Origin of the sequence: Brachybacterium sp. SGAir0954 (genome assembly GCF_005490785.1) — a bacterium.
Taxonomy (GTDB): Bacteria; Actinomycetota; Actinomycetes; order Actinomycetales; family Dermabacteraceae; genus Brachybacterium; species Brachybacterium rhamnosum.
The window spans coordinates 2,962,233-2,981,522 of sequence record NZ_CP027295.1; the positions used below are offsets into that span (position 1 = coordinate 2,962,233).

16 protein-coding genes are annotated in these 19,290 nt (G+C 72.9%); all 16 read right to left on the reverse strand.

All coding sequences use genetic code 11. From position 1 onward, the window contains the following. Positions 1–13: 13 nt before the first annotated feature. Complete coding sequence (gene dnaE, locus C1N80_RS13300) at positions 14–3,583, reverse strand: DNA polymerase III subunit alpha (RefSeq protein WP_137771209.1); 3,570 nt, start codon at positions 3,581–3,583, stop codon at positions 14–16. Between the two features lie 151 nt (positions 3,584–3,734). Continuing rightward, entirely contained in the window at positions 3,735–4,481 is a 747-nt protein-coding gene (locus tag C1N80_RS13305; RefSeq protein WP_137771210.1) for a hypothetical protein, read from the reverse strand. A gap of 26 nt (positions 4,482–4,507) precedes the next feature. Next, a complete protein-coding gene (locus tag C1N80_RS13310) occupies positions 4,508–5,437 on the reverse strand; it encodes an RluA family pseudouridine synthase (protein ID WP_137771211.1) in 930 nt (309 codons plus the stop codon). Further along, positions 5,434–6,042 (reverse strand): signal peptidase II, encoded by a 609-nt coding sequence (lspA, locus tag C1N80_RS13315; protein ID WP_240811139.1) that lies wholly within the window; start codon positions 6,040–6,042, stop codon positions 5,434–5,436. The genes C1N80_RS13310 and lspA overlap by 4 nt, the downstream gene beginning before the upstream one ends. Then, entirely contained in the window at positions 6,039–6,773 is a 735-nt protein-coding gene (locus tag C1N80_RS13320; RefSeq protein WP_137771212.1) for a DivIVA domain-containing protein, read from the reverse strand. Before C1N80_RS13320 ends, lspA begins: the two co-directional genes overlap by 4 nt. Positions 6,774–6,855: 82 nt before the next feature. Next, entirely contained in the window at positions 6,856–7,146 is a 291-nt protein-coding gene (locus C1N80_RS13325) for a YggT family protein (RefSeq protein ID WP_137771213.1), read from the reverse strand. A gap of 6 nt (positions 7,147–7,152) precedes the next feature. After that, a complete protein-coding gene (locus C1N80_RS13330; RefSeq protein ID WP_137771214.1) occupies positions 7,153–7,635 on the reverse strand; it encodes a cell division protein SepF in 483 nt (160 codons plus the stop codon). A gap of 167 nt (positions 7,636–7,802) precedes the next feature. Continuing rightward, positions 7,803–8,537, reverse strand: coding sequence for a peptidoglycan editing factor PgeF (gene pgeF, locus C1N80_RS13335; protein ID WP_137771215.1), 735 nt, complete (start codon positions 8,535–8,537; stop codon positions 7,803–7,805). After that, positions 8,534–9,835 carry a cell division protein FtsZ gene (ftsZ, locus tag C1N80_RS13340; protein WP_137771216.1) on the reverse strand — a complete coding sequence of 434 codons (1,302 nt, stop codon included), beginning with the start codon at positions 9,833–9,835 and terminating at the stop codon, positions 8,534–8,536. Before ftsZ ends, pgeF begins: the two co-directional genes overlap by 4 nt. A 176-nt stretch (positions 9,836–10,011) precedes the next feature. After that, positions 10,012–11,004, reverse strand: coding sequence for a cell division protein FtsQ/DivIB (locus C1N80_RS13345; protein ID WP_240811140.1), 993 nt, complete (start codon positions 11,002–11,004; stop codon positions 10,012–10,014). A 230-nt stretch (positions 11,005–11,234) separates the two neighbouring features. Next, positions 11,235–12,737 (reverse strand): UDP-N-acetylmuramate--L-alanine ligase, encoded by a 1,503-nt coding sequence (murC, locus tag C1N80_RS13350; RefSeq protein ID WP_137771218.1) that lies wholly within the window; start codon positions 12,735–12,737, stop codon positions 11,235–11,237. 35 nt (positions 12,738–12,772) lie between these two features. After that, complete coding sequence (gene murG / locus C1N80_RS13355; protein ID WP_137771219.1) at positions 12,773–13,858, reverse strand: undecaprenyldiphospho-muramoylpentapeptide beta-N-acetylglucosaminyltransferase; 1,086 nt, start codon at positions 13,856–13,858, stop codon at positions 12,773–12,775. Further along, positions 13,855–15,234: a putative lipid II flippase FtsW gene (gene ftsW, locus C1N80_RS13360; RefSeq protein WP_137771220.1), complete on the reverse strand. Its 1,380-nt coding sequence runs from the start codon at positions 15,232–15,234 to the stop codon at positions 13,855–13,857. Before ftsW ends, murG begins: the two co-directional genes overlap by 4 nt. Next, a complete protein-coding gene (gene murD, locus C1N80_RS13365; RefSeq protein ID WP_137771221.1) occupies positions 15,231–16,730 on the reverse strand; it encodes a UDP-N-acetylmuramoyl-L-alanine--D-glutamate ligase in 1,500 nt (499 codons plus the stop codon). The genes ftsW and murD overlap by 4 nt, the downstream gene beginning before the upstream one ends. Further along, the gene (gene mraY / locus C1N80_RS13370; protein WP_137771222.1) at positions 16,727–17,827 is read right to left on the reverse strand and encodes a phospho-N-acetylmuramoyl-pentapeptide-transferase; all 1,101 of its coding nucleotides are present in this window, start codon (positions 17,825–17,827) and stop codon (positions 16,727–16,729) included. The genes murD and mraY overlap by 4 nt, the downstream gene beginning before the upstream one ends. Next, a complete protein-coding gene (gene murF / locus C1N80_RS13375; protein WP_137771223.1) occupies positions 17,824–19,290 on the reverse strand; it encodes a UDP-N-acetylmuramoyl-tripeptide--D-alanyl-D-alanine ligase in 1,467 nt (488 codons plus the stop codon). The genes mraY and murF overlap by 4 nt, the downstream gene beginning before the upstream one ends.

Consider the following 19,290-nt stretch of genomic DNA (forward strand, 5'->3'; position numbering starts at 1 on the left):
GGCGCTGCCCTGGTCACATCAGGCAGCCGGGACCCAGCAGCGCTTTCAGCGAGGCGTAGAGCGCGGGCGAGGGCGTCACCGAGAGCCGCTTGTCCAGCTGCATGAGCGTCGTGCGGCCCGGCTCCTGGAGCCGCAGGTGCACCTCGCTCGAGCCCGGGTTGTCCTCGAGCACCCCGCGGATGCCCTCGGCGACCTTCGAGGTCGCGCGCATCGCCGGCAGGACGAGCGTGACGGGGCCGTCCGGGCCGGAGCCCACCTCGGGGATCGACATCTCCATGACGCGCAGCTCGGGCATGCCCTTGGAGGTGTCCACCCGGCCCTTCATCGACACGACGAGGTCCTCGGCGAGCTCGGAGGCGACGGTCATGTACGTCGAGGGGAACATGAGACAGTCGATCGCGCCCTCGAGGTCCTCGACGGTGGCGATCGCCCACATGTCGCCCTTCTTGGTGGTCTTGCGCTGCAGGGTCGTGATGAGCCCCGCGATCGTGACCATCGTGCCGTCCTCGACCGCGCCGTCGTCCGCGAGGGCGCTGATCGCGATCGAGGAGTTCTGCGCGATCACGTGCTCGAGGCCGTACAGCGGGTGGTCGGAGACGTACAGGCCCAGCATGTTCCGCTCGAAGGCGAGCTTCTCCTTGCGGTCCCACTCGGGCAGCTCGGGGATCGTGAGGGTCGCGGCGGAGCCGGTGGCCATGCCGTCGTCGGCCCCGCCCCCGCCGAGCATGTCCGCGAAGAGGTCGTACTGGCCCTGGGCCTCCTTGCGCTTGACGTCGACCACGGAGTCCACGGCGTCCTCGTGGATGAGCACGAGGGAGCGGCGGTTGTGGCCCAGCGAGTCGAAGGCGCCGCCCTTGATGAGCGACTCGATCGTGCGCTTGTTGCAGACGCTGAGCGGCACCTTGTCGAGGAAGTCGGTGAAGGAGGTGAAGGCGCCCTTCTCCTCTCGGGCCCTGATGATCTCCTCCACGACGTTCGCGCCCACGTTGCGGATCGCGGAGAGGCCGAAGCGGATGTCGTCGCCGACGGCGGAGAAGTACAGGTCCGACTCGTTGACGTCGGGCGGCAGCACCGTGATCCCGCGGTGGCGGCAGTCGCCCAGGTACAGGCCGAGCCGGTCGCGGTTCTCCTGCGTGGAGGTGAGCAGCGCGGCCATGTACTCGGTCGGGTAGTTCGCCTTGAGGTACCCGGTCCAGTAGGAGACCACGCCGTAGGCGGCGGAGTGGGACTTGTTGAAGGCGTAGTCCGCGAAGGGCAGCAAGGTCTCCCAGAGCGCGGCGACGGCGGCGTCGGAGTAGCCGTGCTCCTTCATACCGGCCTCGAAGGAGACGTACTGCTTGTCCAGCTCAGCCTTCTTCTTCTTGCCCATGGCGCGGCGGAGGATGTCCGCCTCGCCGAGGCTGTAGCCCGCGACCTTCTGCGCGGTCTGCATGACCTGCTCCTGGTAGACGAGCACGCCGTAGGTCTCGCCGAGGATCTCCGCGAGCGGCTCCTCGAGCTCCGGGTGGATCGGCGTGATCGGCTGCAGGCCGTTCTTGCGCAGCGCATAGTTCGTGTGCGAGCCCATGCCCATCGGGCCCGGGCGGTAGAGCGCCGAGACGGCGGTGATGTCGCCGAACTTGTCAGGCTTCATCTGCCGCAGCAGGGTGCGCATCCCGCTGCCGTCCAGCTGGAACACGCCGAGCGTGTCGCCGCGCTGGAGCAGGTCGTAGGTGGCGGGGTCGTCGAAGGGCAGCTGCTCGAGGTCGACGGGCTCCTTGCCGTTGCGCTCGATGTTCTGCACCGCGTCGGAGAGCACCGTGAGGTTGCGCAGCCCCAGGAAGTCCATCTTCAGCAGGCCGAGCGTCTCGCAGGTCGGGTACTCGAACTGGGTGATGATCTGGCCGTCGGAGGGGCGGCGCATCATCGGGATGATGTCGGTGAGGGTGTGGCTGGACATGATGACCGCGCAAGCGTGGACGCCCCAGCCGCGGGTCAGGCCCTCGACGCCCTTCGCGATCCCGACGACCTTCTGGACGTCCGGGTCCTCGTCGTGGAGGCGGCGGAACTCGGTCGCCTCCGCATAGCGCTTGTGCTCGGGGTCGAAGATCCCCTTGATCGGGATGTCCTTGCCCATCACGGCCGGCGGCAGCGCCTTCGTGATCCGGTCGCCGACGGCGAAGGGATAGTCCAGGACGCGGGCGGCGTCCTTGAGGGAGTTCTTCGTCTTCATGACGCCGTAGGTGACGACCTGGGCGACCTTGTCGTCGCCGTACTTCTGCTCGACGTAGTCGATGACCTCGCCGCGGCGGCGATCATCGAAGTCGACGTCGAAGTCGGGCATGGAGACGCGGTCGGGGTTGAGGAACCGCTCGAAGAGCAGGCCGTGCTCGATCGGGTCGAGGTCGGTGATGCGCATGGCGTAGGCGACCATCGAGCCGGCGCCCGAGCCTCGGCCCGGTCCCACGCGGATCCCCTGCTCCTTGGCCCACTTGATGTAGTCGGAGACGACGAGGAAGTAGCCCGGGAAGCCCATCTGGAGGATGATCCCGACCTCGTAGTCCGCGCGCTGCTGGACGTTGTCGGGGATGCCGGCGGGGTAGCGGTACTCGAGGCCGTCCTGGACCTGCTTGACGAACCAGGAGTCCTCGTCCTCGCCGCCGGGGGTCGGGAAGTGCGGCATGTAGTTCGCGCCCTCGGCGGTCGTCGTGAAGGCGACGTCGCACATCTCGGCGATCCGCAGCGTGTTGTCGCACGCCTCGGGGAACTCGCGGAACAGCTCGCGCATCTGCTGGGCGGACTTCAGGAAGTAGCCGGAGCCGTCGAACTTGAAGCGGTCCGGGTCGGTGAGCTTGGACCCGGAGTTGATGCACAGCAGCACGTCCTGGATGGTCGCGTCCTGCTCGGTGACGTAGTGGAGGTCGTTGGTCGCGACGAGCGGGGCACCCACGGCCTTCGACACCTCGAGCAGGCCCTTCGTGACCCGCCGTTCGATGTCGAGCCCGTGGTCCATGAGCTCGATGAAGTAGTTCTCCTTGCCGAACATGTCCTGGAACTCGCCGGCGGCCTTGATGGCCTCGTCGACCTGTCCCAGGCGGAGCCGGGTCTGCACCTCGCCGGAGGGGCAGCCGGAGGTCGCGATGAGGCCCGGCGCGTACTTCGCGAGGATCTCGCGGTCCATGCGCGGCCACTTGCCCATCTGGCCGTCGAGGGAGGCGGCGGAGCCCAGGCGGAAGAGGTTGTGCATGCCCTCGGTCGACCTCGACAGCAGGGTCATGTGCGTGTAGGCGCCGCGCGCGGAGACGTCGTCGCCGGCGAGCTGCTGCTCCTTGGTCCCCCACTGCACGCGCGTGCGGTCGTGCCGGCTGGTCCCGGGCGTCACGTACGCCTCGACGCCGATGATCGGCTTCACCCCGGCGTTCGTCGCCGCGCGGTAGAACTCGTAGGCGCCGAAGAGGTACCCGTGGTCGGTGATCGCGACCGCGCTCTGCCCCTGGTGGGCGGCCTCGGCGACGAGCTTGTCGATCTTCGCCGCCCCGTCCAGGAGGGAGTAGTCGGTGTGGACGTGGAGATGGACGAAGTCGTCGTTACCCGCGGAAGCCATGCGCTCCAGCGTAGTCATCCCGCGGCCCCGACGTGCCGCGCGACGGGGGTCACGGAGGTCACCCCGGCGGGTCGGGGCGCAGGGGAATCCCCGGGGCCCGCGGGGCGTTCGGCGGCGGCTCCGGGGGGCGTCCGACGGGCCGGGACAGGGATCAGGCCGGGCGCTCGCCCGGGCCGTCCCCGGTGCCGTCGCCCTCGGCCTCGCGCTCGCGCAGGCTGTCCGTGAGCAGGGAGTCGACGTACTCGGCGGCCTCCTCGAAGGTGAGGGCGCGACCGTCGCGGCGGGGCGGCATGCCCTCGACGAAGGCGCCGCCGTGCCAGGCCATGGAGTCGTCCGGGAGGGCGGGGTCGTCGTCCCGCCACAGGTCCAGGGGCACGGCGTGCGCGGCGAGGTCCCGGGCGAGGGCGTCCGCCCGGTCGGGGCTGCCGGCGCGGGTGAACACGTCCACGAGCAGCGACTGCGCCGCCCAGGCGACGGCGTCGTCCTCCGGGGGCCGGGCGAACTCGGCCACCATCGCCGCGAAGCTCGCGGCGAGCTCCTCGTCGCCGTCCTCGTGATGGTCCTTCGCGACGCGCAGGGCGATCTGCGGCACGAGGTCCGTGACCTCCCACAGCACGCCGGCGCCGATGAGGCTCATGCCCATCCCGGTCGGGAAGTCCGGATGGGCGGCGATGGCGGTGTCCGGCACGCGGCCCGCCCGGCGGTCGTCGTCCGCGGCGAGGTGGGCGCGGCTCGCGGCGAGCACCGCCTCACGCGTGCGGTCCTCGTCGCGGAGCGCGAGCTCCGCCTCCTCAGGGTCCAGGCCCAGCACACCGGCCACCCGGGACCAGGGGAACGCCGCCCGCTCGAGGGCGCGGTCGCGGGAGGGGCGCTGCGGGTTCTCGCTCGCGGGGCTCATGGGTCGACCGTATCCGGCCGGGCGGCTCAGGCGTCGCGCAGGGCGTCGAGCGCGTGCTGGAGATCGCTCGGGTACTGCGAGGAGAAGGTGACCTGCTCCCGGGAGACGGGGTGCACGAAGGTCAGCTCCATGGCGTGCAGCCACTGCCGCCGCAGGCCCACCCGCTCGGCGAGCGTCGGATCGGCGCCGTAGAGCGGGTCCCCCACGAGCGGGTGGTGCAGGGCGGCCATGTGCACGCGGATCTGGTGCGTGCGGCCGGTCTCGAGCTTCACCCGCAGCAGCGTCGCGCCGGAGAGCTCCTCGAGCGTCGAGTAGTGGGTGACCGAGTGCTTGCCGTCCTGGCGCACCGCGAACTTGTAGTCGTGGTGCGGGGAGCGCCCGATCGGCGCCTCGATCGTGCCCGCGCCGCGATCCGGGCGGCCCTGGCAGACCGCGTGGTAGACCTTGCCGACCTCACGGGCCCGGAAGGCGTCCTTGAGCGTCGTGTAGGCGCGCTCGGTGCGGGCGACGACCATGAGGCCGCTCGTGCCCACGTCGAGGCGGCTGACGATCCCCTGGCGCTCCCCGTCGCCGCTCGTGCGGATGGAGACGCCGGCGGCGGCGAGGTGCCCCAGCACGGTGGGGCCTGACCAGCCGGCGCTCGGGTGCGCGGCGACGCCCACCGGCTTGTCGACCACGACGAGGTCCTCGTCCTGGTGGACGAGGCTCATGCCGGGGGCGATCTGCGGGCGCACCGCGACGGCGGGCGCCTCGTCCGGCAGGTGCACGAAGAGCATCATGCCGGGCTCGAGGCGCACGGAGCGCGAGGCGACGGCGCTGCCGTCGATCTCCACGTGGCCGGCGTCGATGAGATCCGCGGCGCGGGTGCGGGAGAGCCCCAGCATCCGGGAGAGCCCCGCGTCCACGCGGTCGCCGGCGAGACCGTCCGGGACCATGAGTGTGCGCTCGCTGCTCACGCCTCGCCCTCCTCGGGCGCGGGGGCCTCGGTCGTGTGGTCCTCGCGGTCCGTGGCGCCGGGGTCGGTCGCGACGCCGAGGACGCCGAGCAGCACGACGAGCACCGCGCCGCCCACCACGCCCATGTCGGCGACGTTGAAGACGGGCCAGTGGGGCAGCTCGAGGAAGTCGACGACGCCGCCGTGGAAGGGACCGGGCTCGCGCAGCAGGCGGTCGTGGATGTTGCCGAGGGCCCCGCCGAGGATCAGGGCGAGGGCGATCGCGTACCAGGGCGAGCGCACCGCCTTCACGGCGAAGACCACGACGCCGGCGGCGATGCCCATCTGCAGGACGGTGACCACGGGGGTGATCTCCGCGCCCATGCCCCAGGCGGCGCCGGTGTTGTACAGCAGCGTCAGCTGGAGGAGCTCACCGAGGAACGGCTGCGGCTCCAGGAGCGGCAGGTTCGCGACGGCCCAGTTCTTCGAGACCTGGTCGAGCACGAGGACCATGGCGCCGAGCAGCACGACGATCGCGAGCACCGCGGGCAGCGGGAGGCCCGCACGGCGACGAGCGCCGGACCCCACGGGTCCGGCGCTCGTCGAGGAGGAGGCGGGCTGGCTCACAGGCCGAAGTTCGCCTGCTTGTCCTGCGTCTCGTCGGTGTCGAGCTCGCGGAGCTGGTTCTCGAGGTAGTTCCGCAGGCGGTTGCGGTAGTCGCGCTCGAAGGTGCGCAGACCCTCGATCGACTTCTCCAGATCCGCCTTGGTCTTCTCGAGCGCCGCGAGGGTGCTCGCCGACTTCTCCTCGGCCTCGCCGACGATGCGCTTGTGCTCGTCGTTGGCCTCGGCGATGAGGCGGTCGCGCTCGTCCTCACCGTTCTTGACGTACTCGTCGTGCAGGCGGTTCGCGAGGGCGATGATGCCCGCGGCGTCGGTCGGCGCCGGGGCGGCGGCGGGAGCCTCGGCGGCCGGGGCCTCCGCGGACTGCTCGACCACGGGAGCGGGCTGCTCGGCGGCGACGGTCTCGGTGGTCGAAGGGGCCTCGTCCACGACCGTCTGCGGGGCGGTCTCGTCGACCTCGGGGGTCTCCGCGACGGCTGCGACGGGGGCGGCGGTCCCCTCGGCCTGCTCGGCCGGGACCTCGGTGGAGGCTGCCTGGGCGGACTCGAGCTCGGCGACGCGGTTGTGCGCCTCCTCGAGCTCCTTGGTCAGCCGGCTGTTCTCGTCGATGAGCTCCTGCAGGCGCGGCAGGATGTCATTGTCGAGGAAGTTGTCCACCTCGTCCATGTCGTAGCCCTCGGAGAACCGCACCGGGGTGAACCGCTTGTTCAGCAGGTCATCGGGCATCAGAGCCATGGGTCACCTTCTCGTTGCAGTCTGGGTCCGAACGCGCTTGCGCGCTGCTGGACAGAGTAGCGGATCGTGCAGGGCGTCGCGGTCAGACCGCGACGCGCCCCAGGACTCCCAGCAGGATCCAGCCCACGAGGAGCACGATCATGAGGCTGAGGTCCAGCGAGACCGCCCCGAGCCGGATGGGCGGGATGAGGCGGCGAAGACCCTTCACGGGAGGGTCGGTCAGCGTGTACACCACCTCGAACAGCACCAGCACGAGGCCGGTCGGCCGGAAGTCGCGCGAGTACGCCTGGATCCATTCCAGGACCAGGCGCGCCACGAGCACGATCATGTAGAGCAGGAGTGCGATGTACAGCACTCCTGCGATCACGGCCATCGAGGGTCAGCTCTGGTTGTAGAAGCTGCCCTCGTCGGGCGTGGTGTCGCCGTCGACCTCCACGAACTCCGGGGAGAGCAGGAAGACCTTGGACGTCACGCGCTCGATGGTGCCGCGCAGGCCGAACACGAGACCGGCGGAGAAGTCGACCATGCGCTTCGCGTCGCCGTCCTGCATGTCGGAGAGGTTCACGATGACGGGGACGCCGTCGCGGAAGGACTCGCCGATGGCCTTCGCGTCGTTGTAGGAACGCGGGTGGATCGTGGTGATGCGGTGCATCGACTCCTCCACGGAAGGCGCCACGGTCACGACGGACCGCTGACGGATCGGGGTGACCTGGGCCTCCCGGGCGGGGGCAGGCTCGGGGGTGCGCTCGGTGCGGCGGGGCTGTGCGGCCTCGTCGCGGGCGTCCCGCTCGTCCTCGTAGTACTCGTCGTCGACCTCGTTGGCGAGGCCGAGTGCGACCATGGCGTTGCGCCAGGTTCCCATGGCTGTTCTCCCACTTCGTTGTTCACGCTGACCTGGACCCCGGGGAAGCACGGGGAGTGCGCGGGGGCCCTGTGCGACGAACGTACCGCAGGGCCCTCCCGGCACGGCGCACCTGCACGGCGTGTCGCCGCGAGCCGCGACATGCGCTCGTGCTCACACCCGTGTGCTCACGCCCGGGCGATGACGCCCGCGAGGCGCCCGGTCCGGGCGCTGCGCCGGTAGGAGAAGAAGTCCTCGTCCTCGAGGGTGCAGGGGTGCCGGTCCTCGATGGCGGCGAAGGGGACGCCGGCGCCCACGAGCGCGGCGACCGCGCCGGCCGTGAGGTCGAGGGACGGCGTGCCCCAGGACGTCGTCGCGGCGAGCTCGGTGAGCTGCGCCGCGGACTCCTCGCGCATGGCGGCGGGGACCTCGTAGCACGCCCCGCAGATCGACGGGCCGATCGCCGCCCCGATCCGGGCGGGCACGGCCCCGAGCGAGGCCATCGCGCGGACGGTCTCCTGCAGGACGCCGTCCAGGAGGCCGCGACGGCCCGCGTGGGCGGCGCCGATCACCCCGGCGTCGGGATCGACGAGCAGCACAGGCAGGCAGTCCGCCACCATGATCGCGAGCGCCACGTCGCGGCGGTCGGTCACGAGGGCGTCGGCCGTGACGACCGGCACCGGGCCGGAGGCGGGCAGGACGTGGACGTCCGGTGAGTGCACCTGATCGACGAAGGCGAGCGGCAGTCCCACCTCGGCGGCGAGCAGCGCACGGTTGCGCTCGACGTCCGCCTCCTCGTCCCCCACGTGCCGAGCGAGGTTGAGGCCGGCGAAGTCGCCGCCGCTTACCCCGCCCGCGCGCCCCGTGAACAGGGAACGGGCCCCGCGAAGTCGCGGGGCCCGTGCCGTGAGGGGTGTCGTCACTTCAGGAAGGACGGGAGGTCGAGGTCGTCGTCGTCCGCCGGCGGCTCCTCGATGCGCGGCGGGCGCGCGGGCTGCGGCGCGACCGGCTGCGCGGGCGAGGGCTCGCTGCTCTGCACGGCGTCCTGCTCCTCGACCTCGGCCGGGTCGAACTGCTCCGTCTCGGGCTCCGAGGCGGAGCGGGCCGAGGGCGTGAAGGTCTGCTGCGGGGCGTTCCACGCCCCGGTGCCGGTGCCGCCGGCCGCCGGGGCCGCGCTGCGGCTCTCGGTGACCGCGGGGCGCGGCGCGGGGGCCTTCTCCTGACGGGGCGCGGGGCGCGCGACCACGGGAGCGGACTCCTGGCGGGGGCGCGGGCCGCCGCTCTCGAAGCCGGCGGCGATGACGGTCACGCGGACCTCGTCGCCCAGGGCGTCGTCGATGACGGAGCCGAAGATGATGTTGGCGTCCGGGTGCGCGGCCTCCTGCACCAGGCGGGCGGCCTCGGAGACCTCGTAGAGGCCGAGGTCGCTGCCGCCCTGGATGGAGAGCAGCACGCCGTAGGCGCCGTCGATCGAGGCCTCGAGCAGGGGGCTCGAGACCGCGAGCTCGGCGGCCTGCAGCGCACGGTCCTCGCCGCGGGCGGAGCCGATGCCCATGAGGGCGCTGCCGGCGCCCTGCATGACGGACTTGACGTCCGCGAAGTCGAGGTTGATCAGGCCCGGCGTGGTGATGAGGTCCGTGATGCCCTGGACACCGGAGAGCAGGACCTGGTCCGCGCTCTTGAAGGCGTCGAGCATCGAGACGGCCTTGTCGGCGATCGACAGCAGGCGGTCGTTGGGGATCACGATGAGCGTGTCGACCTCGGCCTGGAGGGCCGCGATGCCCGACTCGGCCTGGGTCGCGCGGCGGCGGCCCTCGAAGGTGAAGGGGCGGGTGACCACGCCGATGGTCAGCGCGCCGAGGCTGCGGGCGATGCTCGCGACGACGGGGGCGCCGCCGGTGCCGGTGCCGCCGCCCTCGCCGGCCGTCACGAAGACCATGTCGGCCCCGCGGAGGACCTCCTCGATCTCCTCGGCGTGGTCCTCGGCGGCCTTCTTGCCGACCTCCGGGTCCGCGCCGGCGCCGAGGCCGCGCGTGATCTCCTTGCCGACGTCGAGCTTGACGTCCGCATCGGACATGAGCAGGGCCTGCGCATCGGTGTTGATGGCGATGAACTCGACGCCCTTGAGGCCGGATTCGATCATGCGGTTGACGGCGTTCACGCCGCCGCCGCCGACACCGACGACCTTGATGACTGCGAGGGAGATCTGGGTTCCGGCCACGTTTGGTCCTTGCTCTTTGTCGTTCGCCTGCCGAGAGGGCCGAACCCTCAACCCTCAACCTCCACCTGAGGTTCGAGGATCGGGGCGCCTCTCCGTCCCTTCGACGCTAGGGACCCTCCCGTCCCGGCGCAACGACCACACCCGCGTGTCGTGCGCGGGAACGGACGAGTCTCACGTCAGCGGGTCACCGGGGCGACCGGCGAGGACACGTCGATCTCGGATCCGGGCTCGGCGAGCAGCGCCCGGACGACCTCCGCCTTGAGATCGGCGTCCGCCGCATCGCCCCACACGATCGTCTTCGTGCCGCCGTCCTCGAGCTCGAGCGTGAAGGAGACGTCGCTCGGGGAGGAGGCCGTCATCCCGGTCATGCCCTTGCGCAGCGAGCTCGGCATCTGGGCGAGGACGTCGATCATCGCCGCCTGCGCGCCGTCGGGATCGGCGGCGTCGGCCGCGACCGTGAGCGGGACCGGCGAGGCGCCCTCCCCCGCCCCCTCGGGCAGCTCGGTCCCCTCGGCGTCGAGCAGCACGGTCGCGCCGTCCTGCTGGGTGACGCTCGCGATCGCCGTGCGCTCGGTCACGGTGATGCTCATGCCGTCCGGCCAAGAGCGGTGCACCTCGGCGGTCGCGACCCCGGGCACCTCCTCCACCGCGGACTCCACGGCGCCGGTGCCGAGCAGCAGCACGCTGTCACCCCGGAAGGGCTCGACCGCCTCGTCGACGGCCGACTCCTGCACATAGCCGAGGCCCTCGACCTGCACCTGCCGCACGGAGAGCGCCGGCAGCGTCACGGCCGCGACGAGCGCGACCACGAGCAGCGCCACGACGATCGCGGCGGTCACGAGGATCGCGCGACGCCGGCGACGCCAGGGCCGCGCGCGGACGAGGTCGCGGAAGCGGTCCGCCGCCTGGATCACGCCGCCGGCGCGGCCGGACTGCCGGGTGGTCTGCTCCGACGACGCGGTGCGGTCCTCCGTGCGGGGCCGGCCGACGGCCCGTCCCCCTCCACGGGGTGCAGGAGCGGCGGCATCATCGGACCCGCCGGCGCGGGCCGCGGGCCGCGACGAGGAGGGACCGCCCGAGGGCCGACGGCTCGTGCCGGACGGCGAGCGTCGGGCCCGCCCGGGGCGGGAGGCCCCGGTCGTGGAGCGTGCGTCGCCCGCGGTCCTCACGACCGGACGGTCCGTGCCCGAGCGCTCCGCGGGCGAGGCCGCCGAGGTCGCCGATGCGGCGGACGTGCGCGAGGCCGACGGGGACGGGGCCGACGGCGCCGTCGAGGACGAGGGTCGCGGCGTCCCAGGACGCGGGGACTCAGCACCGGGCGCGGCGGGACGCGAAGCCCCGGACCGCGAGGCCGGAGTGCGCGGCGCGGCGGGTCGCGGGGCCGAGGGACGTCGGGCCATCAGCGCTCCTGCGCGCTCTGCTCGAGGGCGGCGAGCACGCCGGAGGTCAGCTCGACCACGTCGCCCGCGCCGAGCATGAGGACGAGGTCGCCCTCGCGGGCCGCGCCGGCGACCTGCCCGGCGGCCTCCTCCCGGGCCTCCAGCGGCGTGAGCGTCCCGGCCGGGGCGAGGTCCGTGATCGTGCGCTGGTCGATCTCCGGGACGGGATCCTCGCGGGCACCGTAGACGGGCAGCACCCAGGCGAGGTCCGCGGCGCCGAGGGCGGCGGCGAAGTCCCCGGCGAAGCTGCGGGTGCGGGAGTACAGGTGCGGCTGGAAGACGGCCAGCACCCGGCCCCCGCGCCCGGCGCCCTCGACGATGCCGCGGGCGGCGGCGAGCGTCGCGGCGACCTCGCGGGGATGGTGGGCGTAGTCGTCGACGACGGTCACGCCGGCGACGGTCCCGGCGACGTCGAAGCGGCGGGACGCACCCGTGAAGGTGCCGAGCCCGGCGGCGAGCCGCGGGAGCGGCGACTCCGGGTCCGCCTCGGCGGCGGCCGCGAGGGCGCCCACGGCGTTGAGCACGTTGTGGTGCCCGGCGACGGCGAGGTCCAGCAGCAGCGGGCCCCGCGGGCTCTCCACCTCGGCGCGGGCACCGCGCTCGCCCGGCGTCTCCGTGACGATGCGCCAGTCCGATCCCTCGGCGGTGCCATAGGTGAGGACACGGGTGCCGCGGGCCGCGGCGCGCTCCCCGAGCGCACGGGCGCCGGGGTCGTCGCCGCACACCACGAGCGCGCCGCCGTCGACGATCTGCGTCGTGACGGCGTCGAAGGCGGCGGTCAGGGTCTCCTCGTCGCCGTGGAAGTCGAGGTGGTCCGCCTCGAGGTTCGTCACGACGAGCGCGCGGGGGCGGAAGGCGAGGAAGGAGCCGTCGGACTCATCGGCCTCGACGACCGCGAGGGACTCCCCCGCGCTCGCGCCGGTCGCCGGATCCGCCGCGAAGCCCGCGTTGCGGCCCAGGTCCGGCACCGCCGCGCCGAGCGCCCAGGCGGGGTCGTGGCCCGCGCCGCGCAGGGCGCTGACGGCGAGGCCCGTGGTCGAGGTCTTCCCGTGGGTGCCGGCGATCGCGACGACGTCCCGGGAGGCGAGCAGACCGGCGAGGCCCGCCGCGCGGTGGATCACGGGGATGCCGCGCTCGTGCGCGGCGATGATCTCGGGGTTGTCCGCCCGCACGGCGGTGGAGACGATGAGGAGGTCGCAGTCCGGGGCGATGAGCTCGGCGTCGAAGCCGATGCCGATGCGTGCCCCGGCCTCGCGCAGCGGCGCGATGAACTGGCCGTCCTGGGAGTCCGATCCGCTCACCGCGAGTCCCGCCTCGAGGGCGAGCCGGGCGACGGCGGACATCCCCGCCCCGCCGATCCTCACGACATGCACGGAGCGGACCTCACCCTCCGGCCATGCCGAGCGGGTGATCACCGCCCCGGGACGCAGGACGGTGCGAGGGGAAGGGGCCGCGGAGGTCATGGACCCACCGTAATCCGCGCCGCGCGGGCCGCCGTTCAGGCGCGGCGTGCGGTGCTGATCACGATCTCCGCGAGCACCTCGGCGGCATCGGTGATGCCGAAGCGGCGCGCAGCCTCGGCCATGGTCGAGAGCCGGTCCCGGTCCAGGAGCAGGGGCAGCACCTGCTCGCGCAGGTACGCGGCGTCGAGCTGCGCGTCGGGGACCATGAGAGCCCCGCAGGCGGCGACGACGTCCTCGCCGTTGAGCGCCTGCTCCCCGTTGCCGATCGGCAGCGGCACGAGCACGGAGGGCAGGCCCACGGCCGTGAGCTCGCTGACGGTGCCCGCACCGGAGCGGGTGAGGGCGAGGTCCACGGCGGCGTAGGCGTCCTCCATCGCGGAGACGTACTCGAGGACGCGGTACCCGGGCCGCTCCTGGAGGCCGGCGGTCTTGCCCTTGCCGGTCACGTGGAGGATCTGCCCACCGGCGTCGAGCACGTCCTGCGCGGCGGCGGAGACCTGCTCGTTCAGCCGCTGGGCGCCGAGGGACCCTCCCGTGACGAGCAGGGAGGGGCGCTCGAGGTCCAGGCCCAGCCGCTCCCGCGCCCCGGCGCGGTGCGCGGCGCGGTCCAGGTGGGCGATGCCCTCGCGCATGGGCATGCCGATGCGGCGGGCGCCGGGCAGGGTCGATCCGGGGAAGGCCGTGAGCACGGCGGCGGCGCGACGGGCGCCCAGGCGGTTCGCGAGGCCCGGTCGGCGGTTCGCCTCGTGCACGACGAGCGGCACCCGCGAGCGGGCGGCCGCGAGGTAGGCGGGCGGGCAGACGTAGCCGCCGAACCCGACGACGACGTCCGTCCCCCGCTCCTCCATGAGCGCGCGGACGCGCCGGAGGGTGCCGGAGAAGCGGCCGGGGAAGCGCAGCGCGGCGCCGTTCGGGCGGCGCGGGAAGGGCACCTTCTCGATCGTGGCGAGCTCGAGGCCCGCGGCGGGGACGAGATCCGCCTCGAGGCCGTCGGCCGTGCCGAGGACGAGGATCTCGGCCTCCGGGCTCTGCTCGGCGATCTGCGCGGCGGTCGCGAGCAGCGGGGAGACGTGGCCGGCGCTGCCACCGCCGGCGAGGAGCACGCGGGGTGCGCGGGTCATCGGGAGCCCTTCCGGGGTCGGGGACGGGAGCCCGCATCGGAGCGGGAGGTGCGGGTGGACCCGCCGCGGCCCGTGCCGCGGCGGCCGCGGCGCGAGGTGCCCGCTCTCGCATCACGCGGGGCGGGGAGCACGCTCGTGGAGCGGCGCACCACGCCGATCCGGGCGCTGATCGCCTCGGCCGCCCCGGGCTCGCGGCGGGCGAAGGAGATCAGCACGCCGAGCGCGGCCATGGAGGCGATGAGCGCGGAGCCGCCCGAGGAGATGAACGGCAGCGGCACACCCAGCACGGGCAGCAGTCCGGTCACCACCATCATGTTGACGAAGGCCTGGCCGAGCAGCCAGCAGCTGATGCCGGCCACGGTGATCTGCTGGAAGCGGTCGTCGATGCGGGTGATCATGCGGAACATGAACAGGGCGAGCGCGGTGAACAGCGCGAGCACGCCGAGCGTACCGATCAGGCCCAGCTCCTCGCCGATGATCGCGAAGATGTAGTCGTCCTGTGCGGCAGGCAGCAGGCCCCACTTCTGGCGGGACTCGCCGATGCCGACGCCCCACCAGCCGCCTCCCGCGAGGGCGGCGAGGCCCTGGTCGGACTGGTAGCAGCTGTCGTTCTCGCAGGTGCCGGTGAGCCAGTTGCCGATGCGGTGCATGCGGTTCGCGCTCGTGAACGTCAGCGCGAGCACGCCGACGAGGCCCAGGCCCGCGGCGAGGGCGAACCAGCGCCGCGGTGCCCCGGAGACCCAGACTGCGCCGGCGACGAGCATCGCCATGACCAGGGCGGTGCCCAGGTCATGGCCGGAGAGCACGAGACCCAGGGCGGCGATCACGCCGGGCACCATCGGGATCGCGAGGTGGAAGGGCTGGTTGAGCAGCTTCTGCTTGGTCGAGAGCACCGCGCCGAGCCACACGGCGAGGGCGAGCTTGAGGAACTCCGAGGGCTGGAGGGTCTGCCCGCCGATGAGGATCCAGTTCGTGTTGCCGTCCTTGCCGATGCCGAGCGGCGTGTGCACGAGCGACTGCAGCACGAGCCCCAGGAACAGCAGCGGCCAGGCCGCCCTCCGGAAGAAGGAGGGCGGGAGCAGCGCGGCGACGACGAGCACCACGAGTCCGAGGATCGCGAAGGTGCCCTGGCGGAACAGGCCCGCGTAGCCGGACAGTCCCTTGGAGATGTTGATGACGGCCGAGGAGGACAGCACCATCACGAGGCCGACCCCGATGAGCAGCGCGCCCACCACGATCAGGCCGTAGAAGTCGAGGGCCGGGGACTTCAGCCAGCTGCCCACGCCCTCCTTGACGCGGGAGCCGATGCTGCCGAGCGGCTGCTCCTCGTCGGGGCGCACGACCCGCGTGGAGCGACGTGACTCCTGCATGGTCATCGGTGCTCTCCTGGCAGTCGGGACACGGCCGCCGCGAAGAGATCCCCCCGCTCCGCGTAGTCACGGAACTGGTCGATGGAGGCGGCGGCGGGCGCCAGCAGCACGACGTCCCCGGCGGAGGCGAGGCGATGGGCGTGTCCCACCGCCTCCCCCATGAGGCGCTCGCGAGCGGCGACGGCTCCAGTGTCACCCGCCTCGACGCGGACCACGGGGACCTCGGGCGCGTGTCGGGCGAGGGCCTCGAGGAAGGGGGTCGCGTCACGGCCCAGCAGCACCGCGCCCACGAGCCGCGATGCGGCGCGGGACACGAGCGCGTCGACGTCGGCCCCCTTGGTGTCGCCGCCCGCGATCCAGACGATCCGCTCGGCGGCGGCGAGGGAGGCCTGCGCCGCCGCAGGGTTCGTCGCCTTCGTGTCGTCGACGTAGACCACGTCGTCGACCCGGGCGATCGTCTCCGCGCGGTGCCGGCCCAGGCGGTAGGCGCGCAGGCCGTCGCGCACAGCGTGGGCGGGCACCCCGTGGGCGCGCGCGAGGGCCGCGGCGTGCAGGGCGTCGAGCACCACGTGCGGCGGTGCGCCGTGCGCGCCCAGGTGCGCGAGATCCTCGAGGGAGGCGAGCTCCGCGGCGTGGGTGCGTCGGTTCTCCACGAAGGCGCGGTCCACGAGCAGCCCGTCGACGACGCCGAGCTCCGAGGGCCCGGGGGCACCGAGGGTCACGCCGATCGCGCGGGCGCCGTCGACGACGTCCGCGTCCTCCACGAGCTGCAGCGTCACGGGATCGGCGACGGAGTACACGCAGGCGGTGCGCACCTGGTCGTAGATGCGGCCCTTGGCGCGGGCGTAGGCCTCGGCGCCTCCGTGCCAGTCGAGGTGGTCGTCGCTCACGTTGAGGATCGTCGCGGCCTCGCAGTCGAGGTGCTCCGTCCAGTGCAGCTGGAAGCTCGAGAGCTCGAGGGCGAGCACGTCGAAGCCCTCGGGGTCCAGCGCCGCCTCGATGACCGGGAGGCCCACGTTCCCGCAGGCGACCGCGCGCAGGCCGGCGGCCTGGAGGATCGACTCGAGCATCGTGACCGTGGTGGTCTTGCCGTTGGTGCCGGTGATGCCGAGCCACGCGGGGCCGCCCTCCGCCTGCATGCGGCGGGCGAGCTCGATCTCGCTCCACACGGGGATGCCGGCCGCGGCGGCCGCGGCGAGCAGCGGCTGCTCGGGGCGCCAGCCGGGTGAGGTGACGACGAGATCGATCTCGCGATCGGCGGGCAGCGCCGTGGTGTGCTCCGCGCCGAGGCGCACCTCGACGCCGAGGACCTCGAGGATGCGGGCGCGCTCGCGCACCTCCTCGGTGTCCTTCCCGTCCACGACGAGCACCTGGGCGCCGCGCTGCATGGTCTGGTCCGCGACCGCGTAGCCGGAGACCCCGAAGCCGGCGACGAGCACGCGCACACCGCTGACGTCGAGGCCGGGCCAGGGGCGGTCCTCGACGGCGGGCAGGGCGGTCACGAGGCGAGCCCCGGCAGCGCGTCGAGGTAGAAGATCCCGAGGCCCACGCCCGCGAGGATGCCGGCCACGATCCAGAAGCGGACCACGATCGTCACCTCGTTCCAGCCCTTGAGCTCGAAGTGGTGCTGCAGCGGTGCCATGCGGAACACGCGCTTCCCGGTGAGCTTGAAGCTCGTGACCTGGATGATCACGGACAGCGAGATGATGACGAAGAGGCCGCCGATGATCGCGCCGAGGATCTCGGTGCGGGTGACGATCGTCAGGCCGGCGAGGGCACCGCCCAGGGCGAGGGAGCCGGTGTCGCCCATGAAGATCTTCGCGGGCGAGGTGTTCCACCACAGGAAGCCGACGAGCGCACCGATGATCGCCGCGCACAGCACCGCCGTGTCCAGCGGGTCGCGGGCGCCGTAGCAGTGCACGAGGCCGCCGGCCTCGAGGTCGACGTTGCACACCTGGCGCCACTGCCAGAACGAGATGATCAGGTACGCGGCGGTGAACATGATCGTCGCGCCGCTCGCGAGGCCGTCGAGGCCGTCGGTGAGGTTCACCCCGTTGGACCAGGCGGCGACCAGGAAGTTCGCCCAGATCGCGAAGAGGATGAAGCCGACGACGGTGCCGCCGAAGGCGAGGTCCAGCCAGGGGATGTCCCGGACGAAGGAGATCGCCGAGGAGGCGGGGGCGTTGCCGTCGGAGTCCGCGAACAGCAGCGCGAGCACCGCGAAGCCGGTCGCGACGACGAACTGGCCGATGAGCTTCGCGCGGGCGGTGAGGCCCAGGCTCCGCTGGCGGGAGATCTTGATGTAGTCGTCGAGGAAGCCGACGATCCCGAGGCCCACCATGAGCAGCAGCACGAGGCCGACGGTGATGGAGGGGCTGGTCCACAGCACGAGGTGGGTGATCCCGTAGGCGAGCAGCGTCGCGAGGATGATCGCCACGCCGCCCATCGTGGGGGTCCCGCGCTTCGTGGCGTGCGAGGTGGGGCCGTCGTCACGGATGAACTGGCCGTAGCCGCGCTTGACGAGCAGCTTGATGTACAGCGGGGTGCCGAGGCCGGAGAGCGCCAGACCGAGGGCCCCCGCGATGATGATCGCGATCATTCCTGGACTCCTCCGTGGACGGGCTGCGCGAGGTGATCGAGCAGGGGCGGGGTGATCCGGCGCAGGCCGGCGTCCCGGGACGACTTCAGCAGCACCACGTCACCGGGCGCCACCTCCCGTTCTAGCACAGCGATGGCCTCCTCGACCGTGTCCAGGTACTCCGACTCCCCGCCGAAGCTGCCCTCGAGGCTCGCGCCGTGATGGATCGCGGCGGCGCCGTCCCCGACCACGTACAGCTGGCTGATGTTCAGGCGCACCACGAGCCGGCCGATCTCGTCGTGCAGGCGCACGCCGTCCGGGCCGAGCTCGAGCATCTCGCCGAGGACGGCGATCGTGCGGTGCCCGCGACCGAGGTGCGCGAGCGTCTTGAGCGCCTGCCGCATGGAGTCGGGGTTCGCGTTGTAGGCGTCGTCGATGATCATGGCCCCGCCAGCGCGATGGACCTCCATCCGCTGGCCGGAGTCCAGGCGCGCGCCATCGAGGGCGGCGGTCGCCGCGGCCGGATCGGCGCCGGCGACGAGCGCGCCGGTGAGCGCGGCGAGGACGTTCGCGGCCTGGTGCTCGCCGAGGAGGTCGGGCCGGACCGGGAAGGATCCGGCGGGGACGGTCGAGCCGTCCAGGCGGGTGAGCCCCTCCGGCACCTCGAGGGTGAAGCTGATGCGGGCGTCCTCGTCGAGGCCGAGCGCGGCGCCGCGCACGTCACCGGAGGCGAAGCCCCAGGTGGTCACGGGGGCCTGGCTGCGGGCGGCCATGGCGGCGACGCGCGGGTCCTCGGCGTTCAGCACGGCGCGCCCCTCGGGCGCGAGGGCCTCGACGAGCTCGCCCTTGGCGACGGCGATGTTCTCGACCCCGCCGAACTCGCCGAGGTGGGCGCTGCCCACGTTCAGCACGAGGGAGACGTCGGGCCGGGCGATCCCGGTGAGGTGCGTGAGGTGGCCGATGCCGCGCGCGCCCATCTCGAGCACGAGGAAGCGCGTGGTCGGGGTGAGTCGGAGCACCGTGAGCGGCAGGCCCAGCTCGTTGTTGAGGCTCGCATGGGTCGCGACGACCTCACCGGCGGTCCCGAGCATTCGGCGCAGGAGGTCCTTGGTGCTGGTCTTGCCGGCGCTGCCGGTGATCGCGAGCACCACGAGGTCATCGCGCTCGGCGCGGGAGCGCTCGAGCTGGGCGCGAGCGAGGGCCGAGAGCGCCTCGCCGACGTCCGGGACGAGCACGGCGGGCACGGACTGCTCGCCGTCGGTCTCCCGGGAGACGAGGGACAGCGCGGCGCCGGCGGAGTGCGCACGGGCGAGGAAGCCGTGGCCGTCGACGTGCTCGCCGTCGAAGGCGGCGAAGAGGTCGCCGGCGGCGACCTCGCGGGAGTCGATCCGGGCCTCGCCGGTGACCGTCTCCTCGCCGGTCGCCCCGCCCACGAGGCGGCCCCCGGTGATGCCCGCGATGTCGCGGGAGGTGGTCTCGAGCAT

Excerpts from the sequence above, each read along its gene's own strand:
- dnaE (WP_137771209.1), bottom strand. The coding sequence starts at position 3,583 with ATGGCTTCCGCGGGTAACGACGACTTCGTCCATCTCCACGTCCACACC.
- C1N80_RS13305 (WP_137771210.1), bottom strand. The coding sequence starts at position 4,481 with ATGAGCCCCGCGAGCGAGAACCCGCAGCGCCCCTCCCGCGACCGCGCC.
- C1N80_RS13320 (WP_137771212.1), bottom strand. The coding sequence starts at position 6,773 with ATGGCTCTGATGCCCGATGACCTGCTGAACAAGCGGTTCACCCCGGTG.
- C1N80_RS13325 (WP_137771213.1), bottom strand. The coding sequence starts at position 7,146 with ATGGCCGTGATCGCAGGAGTGCTGTACATCGCACTCCTGCTCTACATG.
- C1N80_RS13330 (WP_137771214.1), bottom strand. The coding sequence starts at position 7,635 with ATGGGAACCTGGCGCAACGCCATGGTCGCACTCGGCCTCGCCAACGAG.
- murC (WP_137771218.1), bottom strand. The coding sequence starts at position 12,737 with ATGACCTCCGCGGCCCCTTCCCCTCGCACCGTCCTGCGTCCCGGGGCG.
- murG (WP_137771219.1), bottom strand. The coding sequence starts at position 13,858 with ATGACCCGCGCACCCCGCGTGCTCCTCGCCGGCGGTGGCAGCGCCGGC.
- ftsW (WP_137771220.1), bottom strand. The coding sequence starts at position 15,234 with ATGACCATGCAGGAGTCACGTCGCTCCACGCGGGTCGTGCGCCCCGAC.
- mraY (WP_137771222.1), bottom strand. The coding sequence starts at position 17,827 with ATGATCGCGATCATCATCGCGGGGGCCCTCGGTCTGGCGCTCTCCGGC.
- murF (WP_137771223.1), bottom strand. The coding sequence starts at position 19,290 with ATGCTCGAGACCACCTCCCGCGACATCGCGGGCATCACCGGGGGCCGC.